Origin of the sequence: uncultured Friedmanniella sp. (assembly GCF_964244005.1) — a bacterium.
Classification (GTDB): Bacteria; Actinomycetota; Actinomycetes; order Propionibacteriales; family Propionibacteriaceae; genus Microlunatus.
Window position 1 is genome coordinate 37,873 of record NZ_CAXTHG010000007.1, and the last position, 25,058, is coordinate 62,930.

Consider the following 25,058-nt stretch of genomic DNA (forward strand, 5'->3'; position numbering starts at 1 on the left):
CCTCGCCGATATGGCGAGTAACCGCTGACGGATGCTCCCGCTCGGACGCATTCCGGGCCTGTTGACCCGGAAAGGCGATCTGCGGAGCATTTATCAGCGGATTGCCTCATACCGACCTGCTGGTCAGGCCGCGACGAGCGCGCCGAGCCGGCCGCTGCCGTCGTCTCTCGGCTACCGGTAGAGGCGGACCGAGTTGACCTTCTCGGCGCAACTGTTCATCTTCGTGGCAGCTTGCTCGTTGGCGGCGAAGGGGTTGCAGTGACCTTAGCCGGCAGAGGAGTCCAGCAAAGCCACCGTCTGGCGGGCGATCTCGAGCTCTTCGTTGGTCGGGACGACGGCGACGGTGACGCGAGAGCCGTCGGGGGAGATGACCCGGGCTCCGCCTCCGGGAGCGGCGTTGCGGTCGGGATCAACCGACAGGCCGAGGCCGTCGAGTCCGGCCACGACGGCGGCCCGGAGCTCGGCGTTGTTCTCCCCGACCCCGGCGGTGAAGGTGAGCACGTCCAGCCGGCCGAGCTGGGCGAGGTAGGCGCCGACGTAGTGCTTGAGCCGGTGCACGTAGACCCCGAAGGCCAGCTCGGCGTCGGCATCTCCCGCCTGGCGCAGCTCCTGCAGCGCCCGGAAGTCGTTGACGCCGCTCAGGCCCTTCAGCCCGGACTGCTTGTTGAGCGCGGAGTCGATCTCGTCGATCGACAGCCCGGCCTCCCGGGCGAGGTACGGGTGCAGGCCGGGGTCGACGTCGCCGGAACGCGTCCCCATCACCAGACCCTGCAGCGGGGTCAGCCCCATCGACGTCTCGATCGCGCGGCCGCCCTGGACGGCGGAGGCGGAGGCGCCGTTGCCGAGGTGCAGCACGATCTGGCTGAGCTCGGCCAGCGGCCGCCCGACCAGCGCGGCCACGGCTGTGGACACGTAGCGGTGCGAGGTGCCGTGCATGCCGTAGCGGCGGATCCGGTACTGGGCCGCCAGCTCCCGCGGGATCGCGTACGTGGCGGCCGCCGCCGGCAGGCCGGCGAAGAAGGCGGTGTCGAAGACCGCGACGTGCGGCACGGCCAGCTCGGCCCGCGCCGCCTCGATCCCGGCCACGGCCCCCGGGTTGTGCAGCGGAGCGAGCGGGCTCAGGTCGCGGATCTGCTCCACCACGGCGTCGGTCACCACGACCGGGTCGGAAAAGTCGGGCCCACCGTGCACCACGCGGTGGCCGACCGCGCGGACCCCGGCGGTGGCCAGGTCGATCCCGGCGGCGCCCAGCTGCTCGGTCATCTGTCGGACCGCGGCGCTGTGGTCGGCGATGCCGCTGCCGTCCTCGCCGATCCGCTCGATCGTGCCCTTGGCGGCGACCTCGGTCGTGCCGGGCACGACGAGCTGGTACTTGAGGCTGGACGAGCCGGCGTTCAGCACCAGCACCGGCGCGCCGGTCATGCGGAAGCCCCCGCTGCCGAAACGGCCTGGGCCTGGACGGCCGTGATGGCCACGGTGTTCACGATGTCCTCCACCAGGGCCCCCCGGGACAGGTCGTTGACCGGCTTGCGCAGCCCCTGCAGCACCGGCCCGATGGCCACGGCGTGCGCGCTGCGCTGGACCGCCTTGTAGGTGTTGTTGCCGGTGTTGAGGTCGGGGAAGACGAAGACGGTGGCCCGGCCGGCGACGTCGGAGCCGGGCAGCTTGGTCCGGGCGACGTCGAGGTCGACGGCCGCGTCGTACTGGATCGGCCCCTCCAGGGCCAGGTCCGGCGCCCGTTCGGCGACCAGGGCGGTGGCGGCGCGCACCTTCTCGACCTCGGCGCCGGCCCCGGAGCTGCCGGTGGAGTAGGACAGCATCGCCACCCGCGGCTCGATCCCGAACTGCCGGGCGGTGTCGGCCGAGGAGAGTGCGATGTCGGCCAGCTGCTCGGTCGTCGGCTCGGGGATGACCGCGCAGTCGCCGTAGACCAGCACCCGGTCGGCCAGGCACATCAGGAAGACACTGGAGACGGTGGCCACGCCCGGCCGGGTCTTCACGAACTCCAACGCCGGCCGGATGGTGTGCGCGGTCGTGTTCACCGCCCCGGAGACCATGCCGTCGGCCAGCCCGAGGTGCACCATCAACGTGGCGAAGTAGGAGATGTCGGTGACCACCTCGCGCGCCTTCTCCAGCGTCACCCCGCGGTGGGCGCGGGCCTCGGCGTACGCGGCGGCGAACCGCTCGACCAGCGCCGGGTCGGTGGGGGACACCACGTCGGCCTCGTCGAGGTCCAGGCCGAGGGCGGACGCCCGGGCGCGCACCTTGGTCTCGTCGCCGAGCAGGGTCAGCCGGGCGACGCCGCGCCGCAGCAGGATCGCCGTCGCCTCGAGGATGCGGTCGTCGGTGCTCTCGGGCAGCACGATGTGCTGACGGTCGGCGCGGGCCCGCTCCATCAGCTGGTACTCAAACATCAGCGGCGTCCGTACCTCGGAGGCCGGCAGGTCGATCGCCGCCAGCAGGGCGGGTTGGTCGACCTGCTCGGCGAACAGCCGGCGGGCGGTCTCGATCTTCTTCGTCGAGCTCTTGGTCAGCGGCCCGCGGACCCGCATCAGCCGTTCCGCCGTGGTGAAGGTGCCCAGGTCGGTGAGCGCGATCGGCAGGTCTTGCTCGACGCCGGCGGACAGCCGGCGGATGCTCTCCGGCAACGGGTACCCGCCGGTGAGCAGGATGCCGGCGAGCGCGGGAAACGTCCCGCTCTGGTGGGCGAGCATCAAGCCGGGGATCAGGTCCGTCCGGTCGCTGGGCGCGATCACCGCCACGTCCGGGCGCAGCCGGTCGAGCACGTTGGGCAGGCTCATCGCCGCCACGATGATGCCGATGGCCTCACGGTCCATCCAGCTCTCGTTGCCGAGCGTCAGCTCGCCCTGGCCGGCCTCGACCAACGCCCGGAAGGTCGGCGCGGAGAGGATCGGGTTGTCGGCGATGGCCGCGATGACCAGCCCGGCTGGCTCACCCTGCTCCGAGGATCCCGACCGCGTACCCGAAGCCAGCTCGGCCTTGATCGTGGCGACCGCGTCGGCCTCGACCCGGTTGGCCACCACGGCCACCACCCGCGCGTGGTTGGCTCGCAGCTCGTGGATCGCCCCGTCGGCGGCGGAGTGGATCTGTTCGGGCGTCCGCTCGCGGCCGTGCACCACCAGGACCACCGGCGAGCCGAGGTTGGCCGCGATCTTGGCGTTCAGGGACAGCTCGGTACCGGTGGAGACGTCGGTGTAGTCGGAGCCGATCACCACCACCACGTCGAAGCGCTCGCTCAGCCTTCCGAAGCGTTCGACGATGACGTGCAGCGCCTCGTCCGGGTCGTGCCGGGCGGCCTCGTAGGTGACCCCGAGCGCGTCGGCGTAGCTCTGGTTGATCCCCGGCTGGTTGACCAGCAGGTCGACGACCAGGTCGACGTCCTCGTCCGCGTCCAGGCTGCCGGCTGTGGTCAGCGGTCGGAAGACCCCGACCGATCCGGCCTCCCGGGTGAGCGCGTCGAGCAGCCCGAGCGCCACGGCCGACTTGCCCGTCAGGCCCTCGGGTGAGGCCACGTAGACGCTACGACTCATGCGGTGAGGGTAGCGGCCGACGCCGACATCGTGGGGCGGCAAGGGGCCGCTCCGTCGCCGGCCCAGGCTCAGGAACGCCTGAGGCTTCTTCGGTTCCGCCCCCCGCGGACCACGGCGCGTCTATGTTGTCCCGGTGGCGATCACACCTCCACAGATCCCGGGACTCACCGACTGGCGTCCGCTGGCGCGTGGGGGCTTTGCCACGGTCTGGGAGGCCCGGCAGGAGACGCTCGACCGGCTGGTCGCGGTCAAGGTCGACCAGCGCCGGCTCGACGTCGAGGCCGAACGGCGACGTTTCCTCCGTGAGGCCGGAGCGGCCGGGCGGATGTCGGCGCACCCCGGCATCATCACCGTGCACGACGCCGGCATCCTGTCCGATGACCGCCCGTACCTGGTGATGGACCTCTGCCCGGGCGGCTCGCTGACCCGCTATCTCGCCGCCGACGCGCGGCTGACCCCGACGCGGGTGCGCGACATCGGCGTCCGGATCGCCGACGCGCTCGCCGCTACCCACGCCCGGGGGGTGCTGCACCGCGACGTCAAGCCCGCCAACATCCTGATCGACAGCTACGGCAACGTCGGCCTCGCCGACTTCGGGCTGGCCGCGATCGCCGGCCCCGAGACGCCGCCCAAAGAGGCCTTCGAGGTCCTGACCCCGGCGTACACGGCCCCGGAGATCCTGCACCGGCGACCGCCGTCGGCCACCGGTGACGTCTATTCCCTTGCCGCCACCCTCTACGCCCTGCTGTCGGGCCGGCCGCCGCGCTGGCCCGCTGAGGGCACGCCCACCTTGGTGGAGGTGCTGGAGCGGCAGCAGCAGCCGGTCGAACCGCTGTCCACGATCGACCCGGCGTTCATGCAGCTGCTGCTGGAGGCGCTGGCGCTCGAACCCGCCGGGCGACCGGACGCGGCCGAGTTCGGTCGCCGACTGGCCGCGCTGCCCCTGGGTGAGACGGCCGAGGACCGAGACGATGCCCTCGTCCCGGCCGAGGCTGCCGCGGCCGAGGCCGGCCCGAGGAAGGCTGCGGTGGCGATCGGGTCCGCGGCGGGCGGCCGCAGTCGGCGGGTCAGCGACCCTCGCCGACGTGGCCTCGTGGCCGCTCTGCTCGCCCTCGTCCTGGTCGCCGTGCTGGTGGGCACGCTGGTCGTGATCAACCGCGGCCGGCAGTCCGTCGTCGCTGATCCCGTCCCCGCCAGCACCGCAGCCAGCACCGCCAGCAGCTCCCCGACCCCGCCGTCTGACGTGGCGGCGGTGCCGCTCGGTTTCTCCGACTGCTCGACCGCACTGGGCCAGCCCAGCTACTGCAGCGCCGAGCGGGAGTGCTGGACGAGCGTGATCTCGGTGTTCGACACGCCCCGGCTGGGCAACCTGGTGGACTGCGACAAGAACCACGTCTACCAGACCTTCGTCGCCGGCCCCCTGGACTTCGACGTCCGGACGCAGTCCAGCCTCGAGGCCGACGCCGAGGTCAAGCAGCTCTGTTCCAGCAGCGTCCTGAAGCGGATGTTGGACAAAGAGGCCAGGAAGACCGACTGGGAGATCCTGTCCCTGCCGCCACAACCGAATGATGGCGACGCCCGGTTCTTCCGCTGCATCTTCGGCCGCGGCGAGCGGCTCAGCCCCGTCGACCTGCAACAGCCGGGCTAACCGTGGGCTAACCGTGCGCTAACCGGCGGTCTGGTCGCCGGCCGCCGGGACGAAGCCCGACGCGATATCGGTCAGGGCAGCGAGGTGAGCGGCGTACGCACGCCGGCCCTCGGCGTGCAGGCTCAGCCAGGTCCGCGGTCGCTTGCCGACGTAGCCCTTGGTCACTCGGACGTAGCCGGCCTGCTCGAGCACCGCGACCTGCTTGGAGAGCACCGAGTCGCTGATCTCGACGGTGTCGCGGACGAAGGAGAACTCGGCCCGTTCGACGGCGGACAGGGTGGCCATGATCGAGAACCGCACCGGCGCGTGGATCACCTCGTCGAGGCCGTGCCGCGGATGCTGACCGGCAGCGGTCGAGGTGGGGCTCATGCCGTACGGCGGTAGGCGACGACCGCGCCCACCACGGGCGGCGTCGCGACCGCGATCCCGCCGACCAGCCACCAGCCCATCGACGTGGCGAAGTAGTACTGGCCGAGGATCACGTTCGCGGCCCACACCAGGCCCCAGCTGATCATCACCGCCGCGTGCAGCCGGGTCATGCCGCGGATCGCGGTCTGCTTGCGGCTGATCCAGATCGTGGTGACCAGGAGGAAAGCTCCCCAGAGCAGCGTGGTGGTCAGGACGCCGGACGGCCCCCGCAGCGCTCCGGTCAGGATCGAGATGGCGAAGGAGCCGGCGGCGAAGACCAGCAGGTAGGTGCCGTACCAGCGGCCGGAGCGGCGAGCCTGGCCGCTGAGCTGGGCGGCCCGTCGGAGCACGTCGGCAGGCGCGGTAGCGGGCTCGGGAGCGTCGGGGAGCACGGCCGGGGTCGAGGAGTTGTCCATGGCTCGAGTCTGGCTACTTTCCAATTTGGCAAGTACGTTCAGGCTGCTCGTTCCCGTAGCCACGCGATGTCGGCAGCCTGACCCTCCCGTCCGCCGGGGGTCTCCACGACGACCGGCGCCCCGGCGGCACGGACGACCTCGACCAGCGCCTCGGCCGGCACCTGGCCGTCGCCGAGGTTGGCGTGCCGGTCGGCCCCGGAGTCGAAGGCGTCGCGGGAGTCGTTGGCGTGCACCAGGTCGATCCGGCCCGTGATGGCCCGCACCCGGTCGACCAGCCCGTCCAGCGGCTCGCCACCAGCGTGGGCGTGGCAGGTGTCGAGGCAGAAGCCCACCTGGTCGGCTCCCGGCGCCGCTCCGACGGCCTCCCAGAGCTGGGCGAGGCGGTCGAGCCCGCGGGCCATCGCGTTGTCGCCGCCCGCAGTGTTCTCGATCAGCAGCGGGACTTCCAGCTCGAGCCGCTCCACGCACTTGCGCCAGTTGTCGAAGCCGACCGCCGGGTCGTCGTTCTTGAGCACGTGACCGCCGTGCACGACCAGCCCGGCCGCGCCCACCTCGGCCGCCGCGTGCAGGTACTGCTGCAGGAACTTGCGGCTGGGGATGCGGATCCGGTTGTTGCTGGTGGCGACGTTGAGCACGTACGGGGCGTGCACGTAGAGGGTGATGCCCGCCTCGACCGCGGCCGCCCGCAGCGCCGCCGCCCCACCCGGATAGGCGAGCTCCGGACCCTTCCAGCCTTGGGGGTCGCCGAGGAAGAACTGGGCCAGCGTGGCCGAGCGGGCCTGCGCCTCGGCCAGGGGATCTGCCTGCTCGCCGTGCCCACCGATCACCAGAGTCGTCATGCCCCGAACCTAACGGTGACCACCGACAGCCCGGCCACGACTAACCTCTTCGGGTGGACGTCACCTTGCTCGGACCCCAGCGCCGGGTGGCGGGGGCCCGCTCGGCCGTCGCCGAGCTGGTGCCCGACGGGCCGGTCGCGGCGGTCAACGCCGGCTGGCTCGAGCGCGAGGCCGACACGGGCGAGCTGGACGACGTGCTCGGTGGACGGCTGGTCAACCTCGAGCTGCACCAGCGCTGGCAGACGCTGCGTGAAGACGACCCCGACTTCGACGCGAGCCAGCTGCGGCTGTCCAACGCGCTCACCGAGCTGCGGACCGCCTACCGACTGCGGCTCACCCAGGCTCTCGCGGCCGTGGCCGCGGTCCGGCGGCAGGTCCGCGACGAAGGACTTCGTGAGGCGGCCGACGCGGACGGGGTCGAGGCGATCCGCGCGCTGGACGCGTGGAACCTGCGCTGCGGCCAGCAGATCCGGGACGCCGCGGCCGAGGAAGTCCAAGCCAGCAACAGCGACACCCTCGCCCGGCACCGGGAAGACGTGGCGCGACTGCTGGGGGACAGTGCTGGTCTGGTGGTCACCGGCGGGCACGTCGCGATCTTGCTGCACCTGCTGCAGCTCTTCGGGATCGCCGACCAGCTACGCGATTCCACGATCGGCTTCCCGGTCATCGCCTGGTCGGCCGGGGCAATGGCGTTGGCCGAGCGGGTGGTGCTGTTCCATGATCATCCGCCGTACGGGGCCCGCCCGGCCGAGGTCTACGCCGTCGGGATCGCTGCGTACACAGGAGTTGTCCCGCTGCCGCACGCGCGTCGCCGGCTGCGGCTGGACGACCATGATCATGTTGGTCTGATGGCGCGGCGGCTGGCTCCTGGCCGCGGGGTGGTGATGAACGACGGGGCTCGGCTCGACCTGCGTGACGGGCAGTCGCTGCCCGACTGGGCGCCGCGGCTGTCCGAGACCGGACGGGTGGTCACCGGGGCCGACGCCGCTCCCGCGAGCGGCCGAGCGAGCCGGGCCTGGTGACCAGCTCGCCCGGCGTCGCCCTCGGCCCGACCACCGGGGCCAAAGCGACCCAGCGCAAGCTCGCCGTCAACCGGCTGCGGGACCGGTTGCGCCGGCTGTCGTCGGAGGAGTCCCCCGACGCGACGATCGACCGCTTCTTCGCCCGGCAGCCCTTCCCGGTGGTCGAAGGAGTCCGCTGCACCTTCGCCGTCCGCTGCCAGGCCGACGCGGTCTACGTCCGGCACCGCGTGGTCGGGCTGCCCGGCGACCTGCCGCTGCGGCGGCTGCCCGGCACCGACTTCTGGTACGTCGTGGTCGAGATCCCGCCGGACTCGCGGGTCGAGTACCAGTTCGAGGCGCTCCGTCGTTCGGATGCCTTCAGCGGCGGCGACACCTGGGAGCGGTTCAACGATCCGGCCAACCCGCGGACGGCCGACGGCCCGTTCGGCAACTCATCCGTCTGCTACGGGCAGGGCTACGAGACCCCGGACTGGGCGATCTTCGACCCCGACGCCCGCCAGGGCCAGCTGGTCGAGCTGACCGTCCCGAGCCGGGCCCAACGCCGGGACAACCGGGTCACGGTCTACCTGCCGGCGCGCTTCCGCCGCACCACCCGGTACCCGTTGCTCGTGGTGCACGACGGCGGCGACTTCCTCGCGTACGCGTCGATGAAGACCGTGCTCGACAACCTGATCCACCGCCTCGACATGGCCGAGACGGTCGTCGCGTTCACCTATCCCGGCGACCGGCTGCGGGAGTATCCCAACTCCAGCGCGCACGCCCGCTGGATCGCGACCGAGCTGGTCGACCACCTGTCGGCGCAGCTGCCGCTGGCTGACGGGCCGGGTTCGCGCTGCCTGATGGGCTCCAGCTTCGGCGCGGTCGCCTCGCTCTCCACGGCCGTCCGCTATCCCGACGTCTTCGGCTCGCTGCTGCTGCAGTCCGGCTCGTTCGTCTTCACCGACATCGGCGCCGACCACGGCGAGGACTCCGCGTTCGACCCGGTGGTGCGGTTCGTCAACCGCTACCGGGCCCGGCCGGTGCGGGTGGCGGACCGGCTCTTCATCTCGTGCGGGGTGTACGAAGACCTGATCGTGCAGAACCGCTCGATGCTGCAGGTCTTCGCCGACGCGGGGATGGAGGTCAGCTACGTCGAGTCCCGCGACGGCCACAACTGGGTGTCGTGGCGCGACCGGCTGCGCGAGGGGCTGAGCTGGATCTTCCCCGGCGAGCAGATGTTCGTCTACGAGTAGCGTTCGTCCCATGGCCTTCGCCGTTCCGCTCGTGGACATGGCCGCCGACGTCCTGCCCGACAGCACGCCCGAGGAACGGGCGGGCACCGCCCGGGTCCTGGCCGCCTAGGGCTGAGGTCGGGTAGCCCGGCACCCGGCACCCCCATGTCCTCCACTTCACACCCTGTCGGGCGTCCGTGCGCTCCGTGCAGGGGGCGCACCAACGGCCGCGGAAGTGTGAAGTGGGGGTCGCACCTCGGCCGGGGTGGTGGTGAGGGCGGAGGAGGGGTCCCCGCGGATTGGCCAGGAGACGGCCGAAACCGGTAGGTTGGACCGCTGTGCTGCCGCCATCAGTGGTGGCACGACATCGCCCCACCCGTGTGGGGCGGTGGCATTCGCCCTCCTGCTACGGGGACGTCCCGTGGCCGCTGAGACCAGAGGAGGTGGAGTTCGCGCATGCGCCCCTACGAGGTCATGGTCATTCTCGACCCTGAGACCGAAGAGCGTTCCGTCCAACCCACGCTCGAGCAGTACCTGACCGTCATCACCAAGGGTGGCGGCACCGTGGAGAGCCTGGACATCTGGGGTCGTCGCCGGTTGGCGTACGAGATCCAGAAGAAGTCCGAGGGCATCTACGCCGTCATCACCATCAAGGCCAACCCGGTCGACGTCAAGGAGATGGACCGCCAGTTCTCCATCAACGAGTCGATCATGCGTACCAAGGTCATCCGCACCGACGCCCACTGAGTTCGATCCGCATCGAGTGCGGGCGCGGCTTGTCCACAGGCCGCGAGCCTGTCCGGCGCTGTCCACAGATCAGCCGGGCTGACACTTTTCGTCAGTGCCGACTGGCAGGATCTTGCCCGGACGGACACCTCACTCGACGTACGTCGTTCCTCATCTCCAGGGAGACCCCATGGCAGGCGAAACACCCATCACCCTGGTCGGCAACCTCACCGCCGACCCGGAGCTGCGCTTCACCCCCTCGGGTGCGGCCGTCGCGAACTTCACGGTCGCGTCGACCCCCCGCACCTTCGACCGCCAGAGCAACGAGTGGCGCGACGGTGACGCGATGTTCCTCAGCTGTGCCGTGTGGCGGCAGCCAGCGGAAAACGTCGCGGAGTCGCTGCAGAAGGGCATGCGCGTCATCGTCCAGGGCCGCCTGAAGTCACGGAGCTACGAGACCCGCGAGGGCGAGAAGCGCACCGTGTTCGAGGTCGACGTCGACGAGGTCGGTCCCGCGCTGCGTTACGCCACCGCCAAGGTCACCCGTACCACCAGTGGTGGCGGCGGGGGCGGCGGCGGTCGTCCCTCCGGGGGCGGCGGCGGTTACGGCGGAGGCAGCTCCGGCGGCGGGTCCAGCAGCGGGGGTGCCGGGGGCGACGACCCCTGGGCCACCGGGGCCAGCAGCGGCGGCGGTAACCGTTCTCAAGGTTCTGACCCCTGGGCGACGCCCCAGAGCGAAGAGCCCCCGTTCTGACCTGTCGGTCAGGACAGTTCTGACCAGCAGGTCAGGACACCACGTCAGGCACATTCCGGCAATCGAGCACAGGTCTCGCGCCGGGCTTTCGAGAGGAGAGCACCACAATGGCCAGCACCCCACCTGCGAAGCGCATCCCGAAGAAGAAGTCGAATCCGCTCCGCGCCGGTCAGCACATCGATTACAAGGACACCGCCACGCTGCGGAAGTTCATCTCTGAGCGTGGAAAGATCCGGGCCCGTCGGGTCACCGGACTCAGCGTCCAGGAGCAGCGCAAGGTCGCGATCGCCATCAAGAACGCCCGCGAGGTCGCGCTGTTGCCGTACGCCTCGACGGCGCGCTGAGAAAGGGACGTCAGATGAAGCTCATCCTGACTGCTGCCGTGGACAACCTCGGTGTGGCTGGCGACGTGGTCGAGGTGAAGGACGGCTACGGCCGTAACTTCCTCGTGCCCCGCGGCGTGGCCATCCGTTGGTCCCGTGGTGGCGAGAAGCAGATTGACGGCATCAAGCGCAGCCGTGACGCCCGGGAGATCCGGGGTCTCGACCACGCTCAGGAGGTGCGTACGCGCCTCGAGGGCCTGAGCGTCGAGCTCGGTGTCCGGGCCGGCGACACCGGCAAGCTGTTCGGTGCCGTCACCCCCGGTGACGTCGCCACGGCGATCAAGAAGGCCGGCAACGTCGCGATCGACAAGCGGGCCGTCGAGATCCTCAAGCCGATCAAGACCCTCGGCACCCACACCGTGGGCGTCAAGCTGCACGACGCGGTCACCGCGCACGTCCAGCTCGCGGTCGTCGCTCAGTCTTAGGACTGCACCCCCAGAACGCCCCGTGGCTCCGGCCTCGGGGCGTTCTGCCTTTCCGCACCTGACTTTGTCGAAGAAATCCGCTGCTGCTCGCATAAAGTCGACGCGTGATTCTCCCCACCGCCGAGGCCCTCGAACGCCGCCGCCGCGGCTACCAACGGCGCGGCGTGGTCTGCGGGCTGGCCGTGGTGCTGATGCTCATGAGCGTGCTCCTCCCGCACGTCGCCGTCGCCGACTTCCACGCGTACGGTCGCTCGCTGCTGCCGGCGAGCCGGTTCTTCATCAAGGCCCAGGCGGACGCTCCGTACTTCGTCGGCTACGACCCGACGGCAGTTTCGGCCGGCCTCAACGTCACCTACGTGGGGCTCGCGGCGCACCAGGTCGGTCTGCTCTTCGCCCTGTTCTCCACCTGGGCGCTCGCCGCCGAGACTCTCGGGGTCTGGGTCCGCCGCATCCTGCTGTTGGCCGGTTGGTTCCTGTCCCTCAGCGCTGTCATCACCATCACGGGCTACCAGCTGCTGGCGTCCTCGGGCGTCCCCACCCTCCTGGGCAGCGCCTGGGTGTTCGCCCTGCTCGGCGGTCTGGTGTTGATCCTCGGCGGGATGGAGGCGCGCAAGCGGGTCGACCAGACCACCTACATCGCTGCGCTGGAGTGGAACGGGTGACCCGGCCGGCGCTGGCTGCCGCCCTCGACCTCGAGCCGCATCCTGAGGGCGGCTGGTTCCGCCGTACCTGGGCGTCCTCGGTGGTCGTTCGCGGATCCGAGGGCAGCGCGCGACCGACGGCGACGGCCATCTACTACGTCCTCGGGCCGGGCGAGAAGTCGGCCTGGCACCAGGTCCGCTCGGCCGAGCTGTGGTTGCACCACGCCGGCGTCCCGCTGCGGCTGCGTCTGGGCGGTACCGGCGACACTCCGGGCGAGCAGGTCACCGAGGTGCTGCTCGGCTCCGACCTGGCCGCCGGTCAGCAGCCCCAGGTCCTGGTCCCGGCGTCGGCCTGGCAGTCGGCCGAACCCGCAGCTGAGGGCGAGGCGTTGGTGTCCTGCGTCGTCTCCCCCGGCTTCGACTTCGCTGACTGGCGGACCTTGCCGCAGCGTTAAGCCCCGACCCGCAACCAACGGTCGGTGCGGGCCCGCAGCGAGAGTGTGACCGCCCGCGCGAGCATGAAGCCTCCGTACGCGACCCACAGCCAGACCAGACCGGCGTCGGTGTGACCGACGGTGAGGGCGAGCGGCACGTAGCCGAGCAGGGCGACCAGCCCGGCGCCCGCAAGGTAGCGGCCGTCGCCGGCCCCGATGAGCACGCCGTCGAGCACGTAGACCACTCCGGCGACCGGGGTCACCACCACGACGACGAGCAGGACCCGGCCAACCAGCTGCTGCACGCCCGGGTCGGGGGAGAAGAGCCCCACGTACAGCGGCCGACCCAGCCAGACGACGAGCCCGAACACCACTCCGGCGGTCACGCCCCAGCCCAGCATCCGGCGGGTCAGGGCCCGGCCGAGCGCGACGTCGCCGGCGCCGAGCGCTCGGCCGATCAGCGACTGGCCGGCGATCGCGACGGCGTCCAGCGCGAAGGCCAACAGGACCCAGAGACTGGTCACCACCTGGTGCGCCGCCAAGGCCGCTGTGCCGGCGGTCGCGGCCACCAGCGTGGTCAGCGTGACCGCCCCCTGCAGCGTCGCCGTCCGCAACACCAGCCAGCCGCCCGCCCGGGCGGCGCGGAGCACCCCGCCCGGCCGGAAACGTGCGGGCGCCCGGGCGGCGCGCATCCGCCGCAGGACGACGGCCGCGACCACCACCGCCGCGCCGGTCTGGGCGATCAGCGTGCCCAACGCGGACCCGGCGATGCCGAGCCCGACCCCGTAGACGAGCAGCAAGTTGAGGCCGATGTTGGCGAGGTTGGCCCCGATCACGACGCGCAGCGGGGTCCGGGTGTCCTGCAGCCCGCGCAGGACCCCGGTGCCAGCCAGCAGCAGCAGCACCGACGGCAGCCCGAACGCGGCAATCCGCAGGTAGGTGGTGGCCGCGACGGCCACGGCCGGGGTGACGTCGTACGCGCCGGTCACGGCCGGGATCGCGGCCTGCAGGGCGAGGCACAGCACGACGCCCAGTCCGACAGCGAGGACGAGCCCGTCGAAGCCGCCGCTCAGCGCGCTGCTCCGCTCACCGGCGCCCAGCCGGCGGGCGACCGTCCCGGTGGTGGCGTAGGCCAGAAAGATCGAGAGCCCGGTCAGCACGCCGAGCACGTTCGCGGCGAGCGCGAGGCCGGCCAGCTGGTTGGTCCCCAGGTGCCCGACGATCGCGGAGTCCGCGATCAGCAGCAGCGGCTCCGACACCAGCGTCGCCAACGTCGGCAGGGCGAGGCTGACGATCTCGCGGTCGAGGCGACGGCCCGCACCCGGCTTGTCCACAGGAGTTATCCCCATTGTGGAGAACTACACCGGTGGTATTCGCTCCCGGTTCAGCGCCACAGGGTGGCGATGCCGAAAGCGGCAGCCATCCCGCCCATCCCGATCAGGATGTTCCAGTTATCGAGGTCGCTCATGTAGGGGATGCGCGGCCCGGCGACGTAGAAGGTGATCAGCCAGGCCACCCCGAGCAGCCCGACGGTGATGAAGGTGGGCGGAACCCACCGACGGCTCGACGGCGCCTTGACCTTCTGAGGCTTCGCGGCGCGCTGCGCCTTGAGCTTCTGCTTGTCCTCGGCCGACTTGCGTGTTCGTGACTCGGGCACGCTCTCTCCTCGCTCCTGAAGTAGGTAGCGTAGTCAATGACCTGGACCGGAGCCATTTCTGGCGACCGGCACGGTGAGCAGTCGGGCGCAGCGGAGGGGGGACGGTGACCGTACCGACCCATCCCTCGATCTGGCTGCGGGTCGAGCGGACGCTGACCCGGGCCCGCGCCGCCCAGCGTCTCCGGCAGCAAGACCGGCGTCCTGTCCACCGGGTGCTGACGGGTCTGGTCTGCCTGCTGGCCGGCCTGCTCGTGGTGGTCAGCGCGGTCAACGCCCGCGGTACCGACCTCCGGCCCGGACGCAACACCGACCTGGTCAGCCTGGTCCAGTCCCAGTCCCGGCGCAACGCCGACCTGACTCGACAGGTGAGCCAGGTGCGAGCGCAGGTCGACCAGCTGTCGGCGGCCCAGAACTCGGGGTCGACCCTGCAGTCGGAGCTGGACCGGGCGGCGCAGCAAGCCGGGTTCGCGGCCGTACGAGGGCCGGCGGTCACGGTCACGCTGGACGACGCACCCGCCTCGGTGGCGGCCGACGGCGTCGACGCCGACCTGCTCGTGGTGCACCAGCAAGACATCCAGGGGGTGGCGAACGTGCTGTGGAGCGGTGGCGCCGAGGCCATGACGATCCAGGGCCAGCGGGTGGTCTCGACGACGGGGATCAAGTGCGTCGGCAACACCGTCGTGCTGCACGGGATCCCGTACGCGCCGCCGTACGTGATCAGCGCGATCGGCGACCCGAAACGGCTGCAAGCGGCGCTGGCGACGTCCCAGACGCTGCAGATCTATCGGCAGTACGTCGCCGCGTACGGACTGGTATACACCGAGAAGTCGGTGAAGCGAGCCGAGTTCGGCGCGCACGAGGGGCTGCTCGACCTGCAGCACGCCCGGCCGCTCGGCAGCACCACGAGCTCGCCGACGGTCGTTCCGAACGGCACCAGCCCGCGATAGCGGAGAATGGGGGCCGTGCCCGCCACGATCCTGGTCATCGACAACTACGACTCCTTCGTCTACAACCTGGTGCAGTACCTGGCCCAGCTGGGCGCTGAGGTCGAGGTCTGGCGCAACGACGACCCCCGCTTCGACGACCCCGACTTCGCCCGCGGCTTCGACGGCATCCTGCTGTCGCCCGGGCCGGGGACGCCCGAGGGCGCGGGGGTCTGCGTCGACGTCGTCCGCCAGCAGGGCGGCGTACTGCCGATCTTCGGGGTCTGCCTGGGGCTGCAGTCGATCGGTGTCGCCTACGGCGGCGTGGTCGACCGGGCCCCGGAGCTGCTGCACGGCAAGACGTCGCTGATCGACCACGACGGCATCGGCGTGCTCGCCGGCCTGCCCTCGCCGTTCACCGCCACCCGCTACCACTCGCTCGCCATCGAGCCCGCGACCATGCCGTCCGTGCTGGAGGTCACCGCCACCACCGAGAGTGGCGTGATCATGGCCGTCCGGCACCGTGAGCTGGCCGTGGAGGCCGTCCAGTTCCATCCGGAGTCGGTCCTCACCGAGGGCGGCTACCAGATGCTGGCCAACTGGCTCGCTGTCTGCGGCGACACCGAAGCCCCGGGGCGTGCCGTCGGGATGGCGCCCCTGATGTCGGCTCGCTGAGCGGTCAGCGAGCGGCGATCGATCAGCCTGGGTTGGGTGGCGTCGGGTCTTGCTCACGCCGCGCCTGGCCGACGCGCCTGAGCCTGGCCGACGCGCCCTGAGCGTGTCGAAGGCCTCGAAGCGGTTGCGCTGACCTCGGATCAGCGGACGCCGTGCGGGCGGAACTGGACGCTGATCCGGGGGCCGACGGGCTTGCTGGTCTTGGGGATGGCGTGCTCCCAGGTGCGCTGGCACGAGCCGCCCATCACGATCAGGTCGCCGTGGCCGAGCTGGTGCCTGATCGTGGCGCCGCCGCCGCGCGGTCGCAGCATCAGGTGGCGCGGCGACCCGAGCGAGACGATGGCCACCATCGTGTCCTCGACCTTGCCCCGGCCGATGGTGTCGCCGTGCCAGGCCACCGAGTCGCGGCCGTCGCGATAGAGGCAGAGGCCGGCGGTGGCGAACGGCTCGCCGAGCTCCGGCGCGTAGTGGGCGTTGAGGCTCTCGCGGGCCGTCACCAGGTCGGCCGTCGGTAGCGGGTCGCGCTCACCGTAGAAGCAGAGCAGCCGCGGGACGTCGACCAGCCGCTCGTACATCTGCCGACGCTCGGCCTGCCAGGGCACCCGGGTCAGCAGCTCGTCGAACAGCGCGTCGGCGCCGCTCAACCACCCGGGCAGCAGGTCGACCCAGGCACCGCGACCCAACACCTGCCGGGTGACCATGCCCCCCAACGGTCCGAGCCCGAGCCCGTCCACGGGAAGGTCGAAGAGCGAGGTCTGCACCATACTGGCCATCCCATGAGGCTAGCACCTCATTCGTACGAACGCTCTAATAAGGGGTCAGCCTCCGGTGCTGGGACTCGCAGAAGGGGTACTGCTGGGAGTCTGCTCCGGGGTCGGTGTCGGCTTGGGGATCGGCGTCACCACCGGGGCGGGTGCGACCGCCACCGTGATCACCAGCTCCTTGCTCCTCGGCTCCCGCGTCCCGGCCTTCGGGTTCTGCTTGAAGACGATGCCGGCGGGCTCGTCCGCGGTCTCCTCCTCCACGACCTTCACCTTGGGGAAGCCGGCGGTCGCGGCGTCCGACCGGGCCTGGGCCGGGGTCCTACCGGTCAACATCGGCACCTCGGACTCGCCGGTGGCGTAGGTGAGGACGACTTTGTCATCCAGCGCGACGATCTCGCCCTCGTCCGGGCTCACCGTCAGCACCTCGTTCTCCTTGGCGTCGGGGTCCTCGCTCTCGGCCGGCTCGGTGCTCACGTTGGTGAACTTCGCGTCCTTCAGCGCCTTCTCGGCGTCGTCGACGTCGGTCCCCACCAGGTCGGACGGCACCTTCGCGGTCTTCGGCCCGACGTTGAGGGTCAGGGTGACCACGCTGTTGACCGCTGCCTGGGTGCCGCCGACCGGGGTTTGGGCGGTGATGGTGTTGATGGTCTCGTCCGGCCCGTTCTCGCGGGTGATCTTGGCCTGCAGCCCGACCTGGGTCAGCCGATCGCGCGCCAACGTCTCCGGATAGGTCAGCACGTTCGGCACCTCGACCTGCTGCACGACGGGCGTGGACGGTCCGAGCGCGCGGGAGAACGCGTACGCGCCCACCCCGAGCAGCACCAGGATCAGGGCGACGATCCCGACGATCAGGCCCACCCGCCGCTTGGGCGGCTCGTCCTCCTCGTCGGCGGGCGGGACGGTCGCGTCCGGCGGCCGCGGTACCACCCGGGTCGGCGACGGGTCGGGCACGGGCGCCGCGACCCGCGGGACGACCGCGGTCGCCTGCTCACCGGCCAGCACCCGGCTGATGTCGGCCTTCATCTCCCGCGCCGACTGGTAGCGGTCGGCCGGGTCTTTCGCGAGCGCCTTGAGCGTGACGGCGTCGATCTCGGGCGTGATCACCGGGTCGAGCTGGCTGGGCGGGACGGGTGCCTCGCGGACGTGCTGGTAGGCCACGCTGACCGGCGACTCGCCGATGAACGGTGGCCGGCCCACCAACAGCTCGTACAGCAGACATCCGGCCGAGTAGATGTCGCTGCGGGCGTCGACGGTCTCGCCGCGCGCCTGTTCCGGCGACAGGTACTGGGCCGTCCCGATCACCGCGGCGGTCTGGGTCATCGTGGCTGAGGTGTCCGCCACGGCGCGCGCGATGCCGAAGTCCATCACCTTGACCCCGCCGGTGGGGGTCAGCATCACGTTCGCCGGCTTGATGTCGCGGTGGATGATGCCGGCCTTGTGGCTGTAGCTGAGCGCCTCGAGCACGCCCTGGGTCAGCTCCAGCGCGCGTTCGGGCAAAATCTTGCGCCCGTCCCGCAGCACGTCCCGCAGCGTCGAGCCCTCGACCAGCTCCATCACGATGTAGGGGATCGAGATGCCGGTGTCGGCGTCCAGCTCCTCGCCGGTGTCATAGACCGCCACGATCGTCGGGTGGTTCAGGCCGGCCGCCGACTGCGCCTCCCGGCGGAACCGGGCCTGGAAGGTCGGATCGGTCGCCAGGTCGGTCCGCAGCTGCTTGACCGCCACCCGGCGGCCGAGCCGGCGGTCGAGCGCGCCACGCACCTCGGCCATCCCGCCGCGGCCGAGCAGGTCGCCCAGCTCATAGCGTCCACCCACGGTGGTTCCCGCGCGTTCGGTCATCTCCGACCTCCTCTCCCGTCCCGAGCCCCGTGCCATTGTGGGCCACCGGTCTGTCGGCGAGCCGACGAGCGGCCGAACCCCAGCCTCACAGCCCCGCCTCCATCACGGCCCGCGCGATGGGCGCAGCGACCCGGCCGCCACCGATGTCGGCGCGCGGGATGTCGGCGTCCTCGACCACCACGGCCACGGCGACCTGCGGGTCGGCGGCAGGTGCGAACGAGGTGAACCAGGCGAACGGCTTGCGCTTCAGGTCCGACTGCGCCGTCCCGGTCTTGCCGCCGACCGCCACGCCCTGGATCTGGCCGTTGACGCCCGTACCGGACTGGACCACGTCCACCATCATCTGCTGCAGCTCCTTGGCGTTCTCGGTCGTCATGGCGCGCGACAGCACGGTGGGCTTGTGCGTGGAGAGCGGGTTGAGGTCGGGCGCCTGCACCGTGCTCACGAGGTAGGGGTCCATCAGCACGCCGTCGTTGGCGATCCCGGCGGTGATCATCGCCATCTGGAGCGGGCTGGCGGCCACGTCGAACTGGCCGATCGAGCTGAGCGCCAGCTGGGCCGGGTCGAGGTCGCCGGGGAACTGGCTGGCCGCGCCGCTCAGCTCGGGCAGGTGGCGGGCGTTGAACCCGAACAGCTGGGCCTGCTCGCGCAGCTTGGCCTGGCCGAGCTCGAGCCCGAGGTTGGCGAAGGCGGTGTTGCACGACACCTTGAGCGCCTGGACGATCGTGACTGTGGTGCCGCCGCAGGAGGAGGAGTTGGGCAGGTAGGTGGTCGTCCCCGGCAGCTTGATGCGGTTGGGCGAGGCGACCTTCGAGTCCGGCTTCTTGCCGTCGGCGAGCGCCGCGGCCGCGGTCACCAGCTTGAACGTCGACCCGGGCGGATAGATCTCGCGGGCCGCCCGGTTGGCGAGCGGCCGGTCGGAGTCGGCGGCGAGGGTGTCGTACGCCTTGCCGGCGGCCTCGATGTCGTGGCTCGCGATGTCGTTCGGGTCGTACGTGGGGCTGGTCACCATGGCCAGCACGGCCCCGGTCTTCGGGTTCAGCGCCACGACCGCGCCCTTCTGGTCGCCCAGCGCCTTGGCCGCCGCCTCCTGCATCGCCGGCACGATGGTGGTCTGGACGCTGGCCCCCTGCGGGGCCCGGTTGGAGGCCAGGTCGATCAGCCGCCGGACGAAAAGGGCGTCGGCCGTCCCCGCCAGCTCGGTGTTCTCGGCGCTCTCCAGACCCGTGCTGGCGTGGTCGTAGGAGTAGAAGCCGGTCACCGGGGCGTACAGCTCGCCGGCGGGGTAGCTGCGCTGGAACCGGAACCGGTCCTTCGACGGCTTCGTGACGGCGATCTCGGTCTTGCCCGCCGCGAGGATCGCGCCCCGGTCCTGGGCGAACTCCGCGTCCCGGACCCGACGGTTCTGCGGGTTCGCGTTCAGCGACTGCTGCCGGAACAACATCGTGTACGTGCCGTTCACCAGCAGCAGCGCGAACATGCAGAGCGCCACGAACGCGACCCGCCGAATGGGTCTGTTCATCCTGCATCACCTGCCGCGCGCAGGGTCCGCGCTGATGCTCCGCGCTTCCTCGCTCCCTCGCGGACGGAGAAGCGTGTCCGCTCACTCACTCGTCCAGAGCGCAGCGCGCTCCCCCCGCTCGCGGGGACCTTGACCAGCTGGGTCGTCTCGGCGTCCGCGCTCAGCGGGCTGACGGTGACCGCGGGCTTGCGGACGTGGTGGGAGATGACCAGCAGCAGACCGACCACGATCCAGTTGCAGACCAGCGACGAGCCGCCCTGGGACATGAAGGGCGTGGTCAGTCCGGTCAGCGGCAGCAGCCGGGTGACGCCACCGAGGATGGCGAAGACCTGCAGGGCGAACGCGAACGAGAGGCCGGCGGCCAGCAGCTTGCCGAACGGCTCACGGCACTGCAGGGCGATCCGCAGCCCGCGGGCCACCACCAGGCCGTAGACCAGGATCACCGCCATCAACCCGGTCATCCCCAGCTCCTCGCCGACGGCGGCGGCGATGAAGTCGCTCCGGGCCAGCGGAGTCAGACCGGGCCGGCCGAGGCCGAGCCCGGTACCCAGCAGGCCGCCCCAGGCGATCCCGAACTGCGCGTTGATCACCTGGTAGTAGAGGTCGTAGTCGGTGAACGGGTGCAGCCAGGCGCCCACCCGGACCCGGACGTGACCGAAGTTGAGGTAGCCGAAGTAGGCACCGGCGGCGAACAGGCACGTGCCGAGGACGGCCCACCCAGCCCGCTCGGTCGAGACGTAGAGCATCATGACGAACAACCCGAAGAACAGCAGCGAGGTTCCCAGGTCGCGCTGCAGCACCAGGATGGCCAGGCTCAGCAGCCACATCGCGAGGATCGGTCCGAGGTCGCGGGCGCGCGGCAGGTCGAGGCCCAGCACCCGCCAGCCGGCCAGGGCGAGCACGTCCCGCTTCTCCACCAGGTACGCAGCAAAGGCGATCGCCAGGCACACCTTGGCGGCCTCGGCGGGCTGGAAGCTGTACGGCCCGACCTGGATCCAGATCTGGGCGCCGAACTTCGCCGTCCCCAGCCCGGGCACCAGCGGCAGCAGCAGCAGCACGATGCCGGCCAGCCCGACGGTGTAGGTGTAGCCCTGCAGCGGCCGGTGGTCGCGCAGCAGCACCGCGACGAGGATGAACATCGCGACCCCGACCACGGTCCAGATCAGCTGCTGACGAGCCCCGGCCGAGGGGGGTGCGTTGATCAGGTCGATCCGGTGGATCATCGTCAGGCCGAGCCCGTTGAGCAGCACCACGCAGGGCAGGATCACCGGGTCGGCGTACGGCAGCCGCCAGCGGACGGCGACGTGGGCCAGCAGCGCCAGCAGGGCGCAGCCGCCCGCGAGGTAGGGAAAGCTCGGTGTCAGCTCGCCAAGCGCGTTGAGGTCGACCAGCGTGTAGCCGCCGAGCCCGATGGCCACGGCGAACGCGATCAGCAGCAGCTCGACCCCCCGGCGCTTGCGCGGCAGGACGGTGACCGGAGCGGCGGTGCTCACGCTCAGCAGCTCGGTTCGGTGCTGGCCGAGCCCGACGGCGAGGCGCTGGCCGACGGCGGGGCCTTGGTGCTCGGCGTCGACTTCGGGGTGGACGTCGGCGTGGGTGAGCCGCTGCCGGTCGGTGTCGGGGCCGGGCCGCCCTTGCGGGCGCACCGCTTCGCGGTCTCGGTCAGCTCGGCCACCGTCTGCCGGGCCGCGCCGAGGCTGGAGACCTCGATGCCGTTGCGGACCATGTCCTGGTAGAAGGTGGGCAGCCCCGTCAGCGTCACCGGCTGCAGCTCGTACACCCGGGAGAGCGGTACGACGATCCGTTCGGGCAGCCCCTGGTAGATCGCGACCTGGTCGCCGGACGCGCCGACGTAGTACTGCGTCCGGCCCCACGCGTACGCGGCGCCGGACGCGGCCGCGACGACCAGCAGCAGCACGAGCACCCCCAGCAGCGGCCGGCGGAACCGGCGGGAGTGCGGCGGCTGCGGGTTGTAGCGGGCCTCGTCCTCGCCGCTGGTGGCCCGCGGCCCACTGCTGACGGCGGTCGCGCCGGGCGCCTCGGCGCCGTGCACGTCCGCCAGGACGTCGTCGTCCTCGTCGTCCGCGGACCCGCCGCGAGGGGACGAGCCGGCGACCGGGAGGGTCCGTTCGGCGGCCGCGCCCAGCACCACCGCCTCCACGGTGTCGGGCCCGGCGGCCGGCGGCCCCTCGACGACGTCGGCCAGGATGATCGTGATGTTGTCGATGCCGCCCTCGGCGTGCGCGTCGGCGATCAGCACCTCCATCGCCGCACCCGGGTCGGCGAGCCGCAGCGCTGCGGCGATCCCGGTGTCGTCCACCAGTCCGCAGAGGCCGTCGCTGCAGAGCAGCAGTCGGTCGCCCGCCTGCACCGGGATCCGGGTCAGGTCGGGGTCGTTGGCCGGCTGGCCGTTGAGCACCTTGAGCAGCAACGACCGGTGCGGGTGGTACGCGGCCTCGGACTCGGCGATCCGACCCTCGTCGACCAGCGACTGGACCCAGCTGTGGTCGTGGGTGAGGCGTTCGAGCCGGTCGGCGCGGAACAGGTACGCCCGGCTGTCGCCGATGTGCGCCAGGCCCAGCCCGGACCCGTCGAACAGCGCGCCCGTCACCGTGGTGCCCATGCCGTCGAGCGAGCTGTCGTCGCGGACCAGGGCGGCGATCCGGTCGTTGGCGTCGGCGACCGCGGCGGCGAGCACGGGCAGCAGCTGGTCGCCGTCCAGCGGCCCGTCGACCTGCCGGATCGCCTCGACCGCCACGGCGGAGGCCAGGTCACCGGCCGCGGCGCCGCCCATGCCGTCGGCGACGAGCAGCAGGTGCGGGCTCGCATAGCCGGAGTCCTGGTTGTTCTTGCGGACCAGCCCGATCTCGGAGTGGGTGACGAAGCGGAGCAGCAGCGTCATCGCCTCAGGGCTCCAGCTTGAGGATGGTCTTGCCGATCCGGACCGTGTCCGACATCGAGATCGCCGTCGGCGCGGTGATCCGCGACCCGTTGACGTAGGTGCCGTTGGTCGAGCCGAGATCCTCGACGTAGCTGCCGCTCTCCGCGGCCACGACCCGGGCGTGCCGGGTCGAGACGTAGTCGTCGTCGAGGATCAGCTGGCAGTCCGCGCCGCGGCCGATCAGCACGACCCCCGGCGCCAGCTCGGCCGACTCACCGGTCTGCGCGCCCTGGACGATGCTGAGCACGCGCGGGGCCCCGCGCGGGCGCCGGACCCGGCGGGGCGGGGGTGGCGGGGTCTCGAGCTCGCGCGCCTCGGGCTGGTCGGGGGTCGGGACGGTCCGGCCGAACAGGTCGGTCCGGATCACCGAGACCGCAGAGAAGATGAACAGCCAGAGCAGCGCGAGGAACAGCACCTTGATGACGGTGAGCGCGATCTCGGACACGGGTCAGCGACCGGCAGGTGCGTGCACGAGCATCCGGGTCGAGCCGATCTCGATCCGCGACCCCTCCTGCAGAGCGGCCTCGGTCACCTTGTGACCATTCACCGTGATGCCGTTGGTCGAGCCCAGGTCGACGATGTCGACCGAGACGCCTGGACCGCTGGGCGTGACCCGGATCTGGGCGTGCAGCCGCGAGATGCCGGGATCGTTGATCCGCAGGTCGGCCTCGGTGCCACGGCCGATGACCAGGCCGGGCGGCTCGAGCGGGTGCCGGGTGCCGTTGACCTCGAGCACGAGCCGGGACCGGGCGCGGACCGCCGAACCTGGGTCGGTCACGCGGTCGGCCGGACGGGGCGGCGCGGGCCGGTCCTCGGCCGCGGCGCGCTCCTCGACCCCGGCGACCGCCTCCGAGGCGACGGTGAACCGCCCGGTCGGCAGGGCGGCGTCGAGCTCGAAGTGGATCCGGATCGGGCCGTTGAACACGTAGCCGGTGTCCGAGGCGTGCGAGCGCAGCTCGGTCGCGAGCTCGCTGGTCAACGTCTTGCTGTACGGGGCGAGCTTGTCGTGGTCGTGCGGTGACAGGCCGACGACGAACTCGTTCGGCACCAGCCGCTTGTCGCGGGACATGAGCTTGGCTTCGGCGTCCAGCTCGCGCTGCAGCCGGGCCGCGATCTCGACCGGCTGCACGTCGCCCTTAAACGCCCGCGCGAACGCACCGTTCACCGCTCCCTCGACTCGCTTCTCGAAGCGTCCGAAGATCCCCATGTCCCCTCCTTCCGGCTCTCGTCTCGCGAGAAGAGTAACGGGAGTGACGCGCTGTGCCGTCAGTCCCGCGCGGTGCCGTCGCGTCGGGTCGGCTGGTCGGCCCGAAACCGGTCAGGCCGCATCCCGCCGACGTGCTAGCCTTCTCCGGCTGGTTCGCACGGGCAAAGCCCGGCGGATCGGGCGCGAGTGGCGGAATGGCAGACGCGCTGGCTTCAGGTGCCAGTGTCCGAAAGGACGTGGGGGTTCAAGTCCCCCCTCGCGCACACGTCGAGGGAACGCTCCTCACAAGATCGAGGCTGGGCCACCCTGAACGGGGCAGGTCCAGCCTCGACCAGTTATGGGACGTCGTACGCGTCCCTCGAGGCGAGGAACCGACATGGTCAGCCGGCACAGGAGGATCGTGGCCGGGACGGCGACGGTGTTCACGGCCGCGGCTATCGGGGCGGGCCTGACCGTGACGGCCCAGGAAGACCCCGCGGTGGAGGTCGGAGCCGTCTCGGTCGACCAGGTCCAGGTGGCCACACCGGCGGCGGGGACGAGTCCGCGTCGGGAGCAGGTCGAGGCGTTGGAACAGCTCGACGGTCTGCTGAGCTCGCCGGGCGACGACCCCGCAGGCTTCTCCGTCGGCCCCGTCGAGCTGGAGTTCGGCCCCGAAGCCTGGATGACGGCGGCCGGGCCGAGCGAGGACTTCGACGGCGACGGCCAGCGGGAGCGGCTGGTGGCGGAGCTGAAGGGCCTGGTCGGCCGCCCCGTGACGGTGCTGGTGCGACTCGACGACGACGGTGACGAGGCCAACGTCTACCGACTGAACGGCCTCACCTTCCGCGACAGTGCGGGCGGACGGCCACCCTGGATCGACCTGGACGCCGACGTCGCGGACGCGGCGTCGTGGCAGACGATCCGGTCCGCGGCGGCCGCCGCTGTCGGCCCAGGCGCGATCGTCGACGAGCTCGAGTGGCAGAGCGGCGGCGACGTCTCGTGGGAGGTCGACGTCATCGCGGCTGACGGTCGTGAGCACACCGTCCTGCTGGACGCCCTTGCCCAGGTCCTCGACGTGCGTCTCGGTAGCTGA

26 protein-coding genes and 1 tRNA gene are annotated in these 25,058 nt (G+C 71.4%); 13 read left to right on the top strand and 14 right to left on the bottom strand.

Translation table 11 applies throughout. The features are described from left to right. Positions 1-264: 264 nt before the first annotated feature. Positions 265-1,422: an acetate kinase gene (locus ACFE76_RS06050; protein WP_375430847.1), complete on the bottom strand. Its 1,158-nt coding sequence runs from the start codon at positions 1,420-1,422 to the stop codon at positions 265-267. Continuing rightward, the gene (gene pta / locus ACFE76_RS06055; protein WP_375430848.1) at positions 1,419-3,551 is read right to left on the bottom strand and encodes a phosphate acetyltransferase; all 2,133 of its coding nucleotides are present in this window, start codon (positions 3,549-3,551) and stop codon (positions 1,419-1,421) included. Before pta ends, ACFE76_RS06050 begins: the two co-directional genes overlap by 4 nt. A gap of 133 nt (positions 3,552-3,684) precedes the next feature. Between pta and ACFE76_RS06060 the strand changes: the two genes are divergently transcribed. Then, entirely contained in the window at positions 3,685-5,199 is a 1,515-nt protein-coding gene (locus ACFE76_RS06060) for a serine/threonine-protein kinase (RefSeq protein ID WP_375430849.1), read from the top strand. Between the two features lie 18 nt (positions 5,200-5,217). On the opposite strand, the gene ACFE76_RS06065 is transcribed toward ACFE76_RS06060, so the two are convergent. From ACFE76_RS06065 to ACFE76_RS06075, 3 genes are read right to left on the bottom strand one after another with little or no spacing between them, the layout of a single operon-like run. Continuing rightward, positions 5,218-5,568: a winged helix-turn-helix domain-containing protein gene (locus tag ACFE76_RS06065; RefSeq protein WP_375430850.1), complete on the bottom strand. Its 351-nt coding sequence runs from the start codon at positions 5,566-5,568 to the stop codon at positions 5,218-5,220. Beyond that, positions 5,565-6,023 carry a hypothetical protein gene (locus ACFE76_RS06070; RefSeq protein WP_375430851.1) on the bottom strand — a complete coding sequence of 153 codons (459 nt, stop codon included), beginning with the start codon at positions 6,021-6,023 and terminating at the stop codon, positions 5,565-5,567. Before ACFE76_RS06070 ends, ACFE76_RS06065 begins: the two co-directional genes overlap by 4 nt. A 38-nt stretch (positions 6,024-6,061) precedes the next feature. After that, positions 6,062-6,862: a deoxyribonuclease IV gene (locus tag ACFE76_RS06075; protein ID WP_375430852.1), complete on the bottom strand. Its 801-nt coding sequence runs from the start codon at positions 6,860-6,862 to the stop codon at positions 6,062-6,064. Positions 6,863-6,915: 53 nt separating this feature from the next. Between ACFE76_RS06075 and ACFE76_RS06080 the strand changes: the two genes are divergently transcribed. The 8 genes from ACFE76_RS06080 to ACFE76_RS06115 all read left to right on the top strand — a co-directional run bounded on the left by ACFE76_RS06080 (position 6,916) and on the right by ACFE76_RS06115 (position 12,479). Beyond that, a complete protein-coding gene (locus tag ACFE76_RS06080) occupies positions 6,916-7,884 on the top strand; it encodes a Type 1 glutamine amidotransferase-like domain-containing protein (RefSeq protein ID WP_375430853.1) in 969 nt (322 codons plus the stop codon). Further along, complete coding sequence (locus tag ACFE76_RS06085) at positions 7,881-9,116, top strand: alpha/beta hydrolase-fold protein (protein WP_375430854.1); 1,236 nt, start codon at positions 7,881-7,883, stop codon at positions 9,114-9,116. The genes ACFE76_RS06080 and ACFE76_RS06085 overlap by 4 nt, the downstream gene beginning before the upstream one ends. Positions 9,117-9,551: 435 nt before the next feature. Continuing rightward, positions 9,552-9,842, top strand: a complete 291-nt coding sequence (gene rpsF, locus ACFE76_RS06090; RefSeq protein ID WP_375430855.1) for a 30S ribosomal protein S6 — start codon at positions 9,552-9,554, stop codon at positions 9,840-9,842. A gap of 169 nt (positions 9,843-10,011) precedes the next feature. Continuing rightward, positions 10,012-10,575: a single-stranded DNA-binding protein gene (locus ACFE76_RS06095; protein WP_375430856.1), complete on the top strand. Its 564-nt coding sequence runs from the start codon at positions 10,012-10,014 to the stop codon at positions 10,573-10,575. Between the two features lie 107 nt (positions 10,576-10,682). After that, entirely contained in the window at positions 10,683-10,919 is a 237-nt protein-coding gene (gene rpsR, locus ACFE76_RS06100) for a 30S ribosomal protein S18 (protein ID WP_375424317.1), read from the top strand. A gap of 14 nt (positions 10,920-10,933) precedes the next feature. Next, the gene (gene rplI / locus ACFE76_RS06105) at positions 10,934-11,383 is read left to right on the top strand and encodes a 50S ribosomal protein L9 (RefSeq protein ID WP_375430857.1); all 450 of its coding nucleotides are present in this window, start codon (positions 10,934-10,936) and stop codon (positions 11,381-11,383) included. Positions 11,384-11,487: 104 nt separating this feature from the next. Beyond that, complete coding sequence (locus ACFE76_RS06110; protein WP_375430858.1) at positions 11,488-12,045, top strand: hypothetical protein; 558 nt, start codon at positions 11,488-11,490, stop codon at positions 12,043-12,045. Beyond that, positions 12,042-12,479, top strand: coding sequence for a cupin domain-containing protein (locus ACFE76_RS06115; RefSeq protein ID WP_375430859.1), 438 nt, complete (start codon positions 12,042-12,044; stop codon positions 12,477-12,479). Before ACFE76_RS06110 ends, ACFE76_RS06115 begins: the two co-directional genes overlap by 4 nt. On the opposite strand, the gene ACFE76_RS06120 is transcribed toward ACFE76_RS06115, so the two are convergent. Then, positions 12,476-13,792 (bottom strand): MATE family efflux transporter, encoded by a 1,317-nt coding sequence (locus ACFE76_RS06120; protein ID WP_375430860.1) that lies wholly within the window; start codon positions 13,790-13,792, stop codon positions 12,476-12,478. The two genes, ACFE76_RS06115 and ACFE76_RS06120, sit on opposite strands and share 4 nt — an antisense overlap. 50 nt (positions 13,793-13,842) lie before the next feature. Further along, positions 13,843-14,115: a cell division protein CrgA gene (locus tag ACFE76_RS06125; protein ID WP_375430861.1), complete on the bottom strand. Its 273-nt coding sequence runs from the start codon at positions 14,113-14,115 to the stop codon at positions 13,843-13,845. Positions 14,116-14,219: 104 nt separating this feature from the next. Between ACFE76_RS06125 and ACFE76_RS06130 the strand changes: the two genes are divergently transcribed. Continuing rightward, positions 14,220-15,062, top strand: coding sequence for a DUF881 domain-containing protein (locus ACFE76_RS06130; RefSeq protein WP_375430862.1), 843 nt, complete (start codon positions 14,220-14,222; stop codon positions 15,060-15,062). Positions 15,063-15,077: 15 nt separating this feature from the next. After that, complete coding sequence (locus ACFE76_RS06135) at positions 15,078-15,713, top strand: aminodeoxychorismate/anthranilate synthase component II (protein ID WP_375430863.1); 636 nt, start codon at positions 15,078-15,080, stop codon at positions 15,711-15,713. A gap of 140 nt (positions 15,714-15,853) precedes the next feature. On the opposite strand, the gene ACFE76_RS06140 is transcribed toward ACFE76_RS06135, so the two are convergent. The 7 genes from ACFE76_RS06140 to ACFE76_RS06170 all read right to left on the bottom strand — a co-directional run bounded on the left by ACFE76_RS06140 (position 15,854) and on the right by ACFE76_RS06170 (position 23,986). Next, on the bottom strand, positions 15,854-16,486 hold the full coding sequence (locus ACFE76_RS06140; protein ID WP_375430864.1) for an alpha-ketoglutarate-dependent dioxygenase AlkB: 633 nt from the start codon (positions 16,484-16,486) through the stop codon (positions 15,854-15,856). A gap of 45 nt (positions 16,487-16,531) precedes the next feature. Further along, positions 16,532-18,316: a Stk1 family PASTA domain-containing Ser/Thr kinase gene (pknB, locus tag ACFE76_RS06145; protein WP_375430865.1), complete on the bottom strand. Its 1,785-nt coding sequence runs from the start codon at positions 18,314-18,316 to the stop codon at positions 16,532-16,534. A gap of 85 nt (positions 18,317-18,401) precedes the next feature. Beyond that, on the bottom strand, positions 18,402-19,838 hold the full coding sequence (locus ACFE76_RS06150) for a peptidoglycan D,D-transpeptidase FtsI family protein (RefSeq protein WP_375430866.1): 1,437 nt from the start codon (positions 19,836-19,838) through the stop codon (positions 18,402-18,404). Further along, positions 19,835-21,331, bottom strand: coding sequence for an FtsW/RodA/SpoVE family cell cycle protein (locus tag ACFE76_RS06155; protein ID WP_375430961.1), 1,497 nt, complete (start codon positions 21,329-21,331; stop codon positions 19,835-19,837). The genes ACFE76_RS06150 and ACFE76_RS06155 overlap by 4 nt, the downstream gene beginning before the upstream one ends. A gap of 2 nt (positions 21,332-21,333) precedes the next feature. Continuing rightward, complete coding sequence (locus ACFE76_RS06160) at positions 21,334-22,740, bottom strand: PP2C family protein-serine/threonine phosphatase (RefSeq protein WP_375430867.1); 1,407 nt, start codon at positions 22,738-22,740, stop codon at positions 21,334-21,336. Between the two features lie 4 nt (positions 22,741-22,744). After that, positions 22,745-23,224 (bottom strand): FHA domain-containing protein, encoded by a 480-nt coding sequence (locus ACFE76_RS06165; protein WP_375430868.1) that lies wholly within the window; start codon positions 23,222-23,224, stop codon positions 22,745-22,747. Positions 23,225-23,227: 3 nt separating this feature from the next. Next, a complete protein-coding gene (locus ACFE76_RS06170) occupies positions 23,228-23,986 on the bottom strand; it encodes an FhaA domain-containing protein (RefSeq protein ID WP_375430869.1) in 759 nt (252 codons plus the stop codon). Between the two features lie 180 nt (positions 23,987-24,166). On the opposite strand from ACFE76_RS06170, the gene ACFE76_RS06175 reads away from it, so the two are divergent. Further along, positions 24,167-24,249, top strand: a tRNA-Leu gene (locus tag ACFE76_RS06175). A gap of 113 nt (positions 24,250-24,362) precedes the next feature. Then, a complete protein-coding gene (locus tag ACFE76_RS06180; protein WP_375430870.1) occupies positions 24,363-25,058 on the top strand; it encodes a hypothetical protein in 696 nt (231 codons plus the stop codon).

Excerpts from the sequence above, each read along its gene's own strand:
- ACFE76_RS06050 (WP_375430847.1), bottom strand. The coding sequence starts at position 1,422 with ATGACCGGCGCGCCGGTGCTGGTGCTGAACGCCGGCTCGTCCAGCCTC.
- pta (WP_375430848.1), bottom strand. The coding sequence starts at position 3,551 with ATGAGTCGTAGCGTCTACGTGGCCTCACCCGAGGGCCTGACGGGCAAG.
- ACFE76_RS06065 (WP_375430850.1), bottom strand. The coding sequence starts at position 5,568 with ATGAGCCCCACCTCGACCGCTGCCGGTCAGCATCCGCGGCACGGCCTC.
- ACFE76_RS06070 (WP_375430851.1), bottom strand. The coding sequence starts at position 6,023 with ATGGACAACTCCTCGACCCCGGCCGTGCTCCCCGACGCTCCCGAGCCC.
- ACFE76_RS06075 (WP_375430852.1), bottom strand. The coding sequence starts at position 6,862 with ATGACGACTCTGGTGATCGGTGGGCACGGCGAGCAGGCAGATCCCCTG.
- rpsF (WP_375430855.1), top strand. The coding sequence starts at position 9,552 with ATGCGCCCCTACGAGGTCATGGTCATTCTCGACCCTGAGACCGAAGAG.
- ACFE76_RS06095 (WP_375430856.1), top strand. The coding sequence starts at position 10,012 with ATGGCAGGCGAAACACCCATCACCCTGGTCGGCAACCTCACCGCCGAC.
- rpsR (WP_375424317.1), top strand. The coding sequence starts at position 10,683 with ATGGCCAGCACCCCACCTGCGAAGCGCATCCCGAAGAAGAAGTCGAAT.
- rplI (WP_375430857.1), top strand. The coding sequence starts at position 10,934 with ATGAAGCTCATCCTGACTGCTGCCGTGGACAACCTCGGTGTGGCTGGC.
- ACFE76_RS06140 (WP_375430864.1), bottom strand. The coding sequence starts at position 16,486 with ATGGCCAGTATGGTGCAGACCTCGCTCTTCGACCTTCCCGTGGACGGG.
- pknB (WP_375430865.1), bottom strand. The coding sequence starts at position 18,316 with ATGACCGAACGCGCGGGAACCACCGTGGGTGGACGCTATGAGCTGGGC.
- ACFE76_RS06150 (WP_375430866.1), bottom strand. The coding sequence starts at position 19,838 with ATGAACAGACCCATTCGGCGGGTCGCGTTCGTGGCGCTCTGCATGTTC.
- ACFE76_RS06160 (WP_375430867.1), bottom strand. The coding sequence starts at position 22,740 with ATGACGCTGCTGCTCCGCTTCGTCACCCACTCCGAGATCGGGCTGGTC.
- ACFE76_RS06170 (WP_375430869.1), bottom strand. The coding sequence starts at position 23,986 with ATGGGGATCTTCGGACGCTTCGAGAAGCGAGTCGAGGGAGCGGTGAAC.
- ACFE76_RS06180 (WP_375430870.1), top strand. The coding sequence starts at position 24,363 with ATGGTCAGCCGGCACAGGAGGATCGTGGCCGGGACGGCGACGGTGTTC.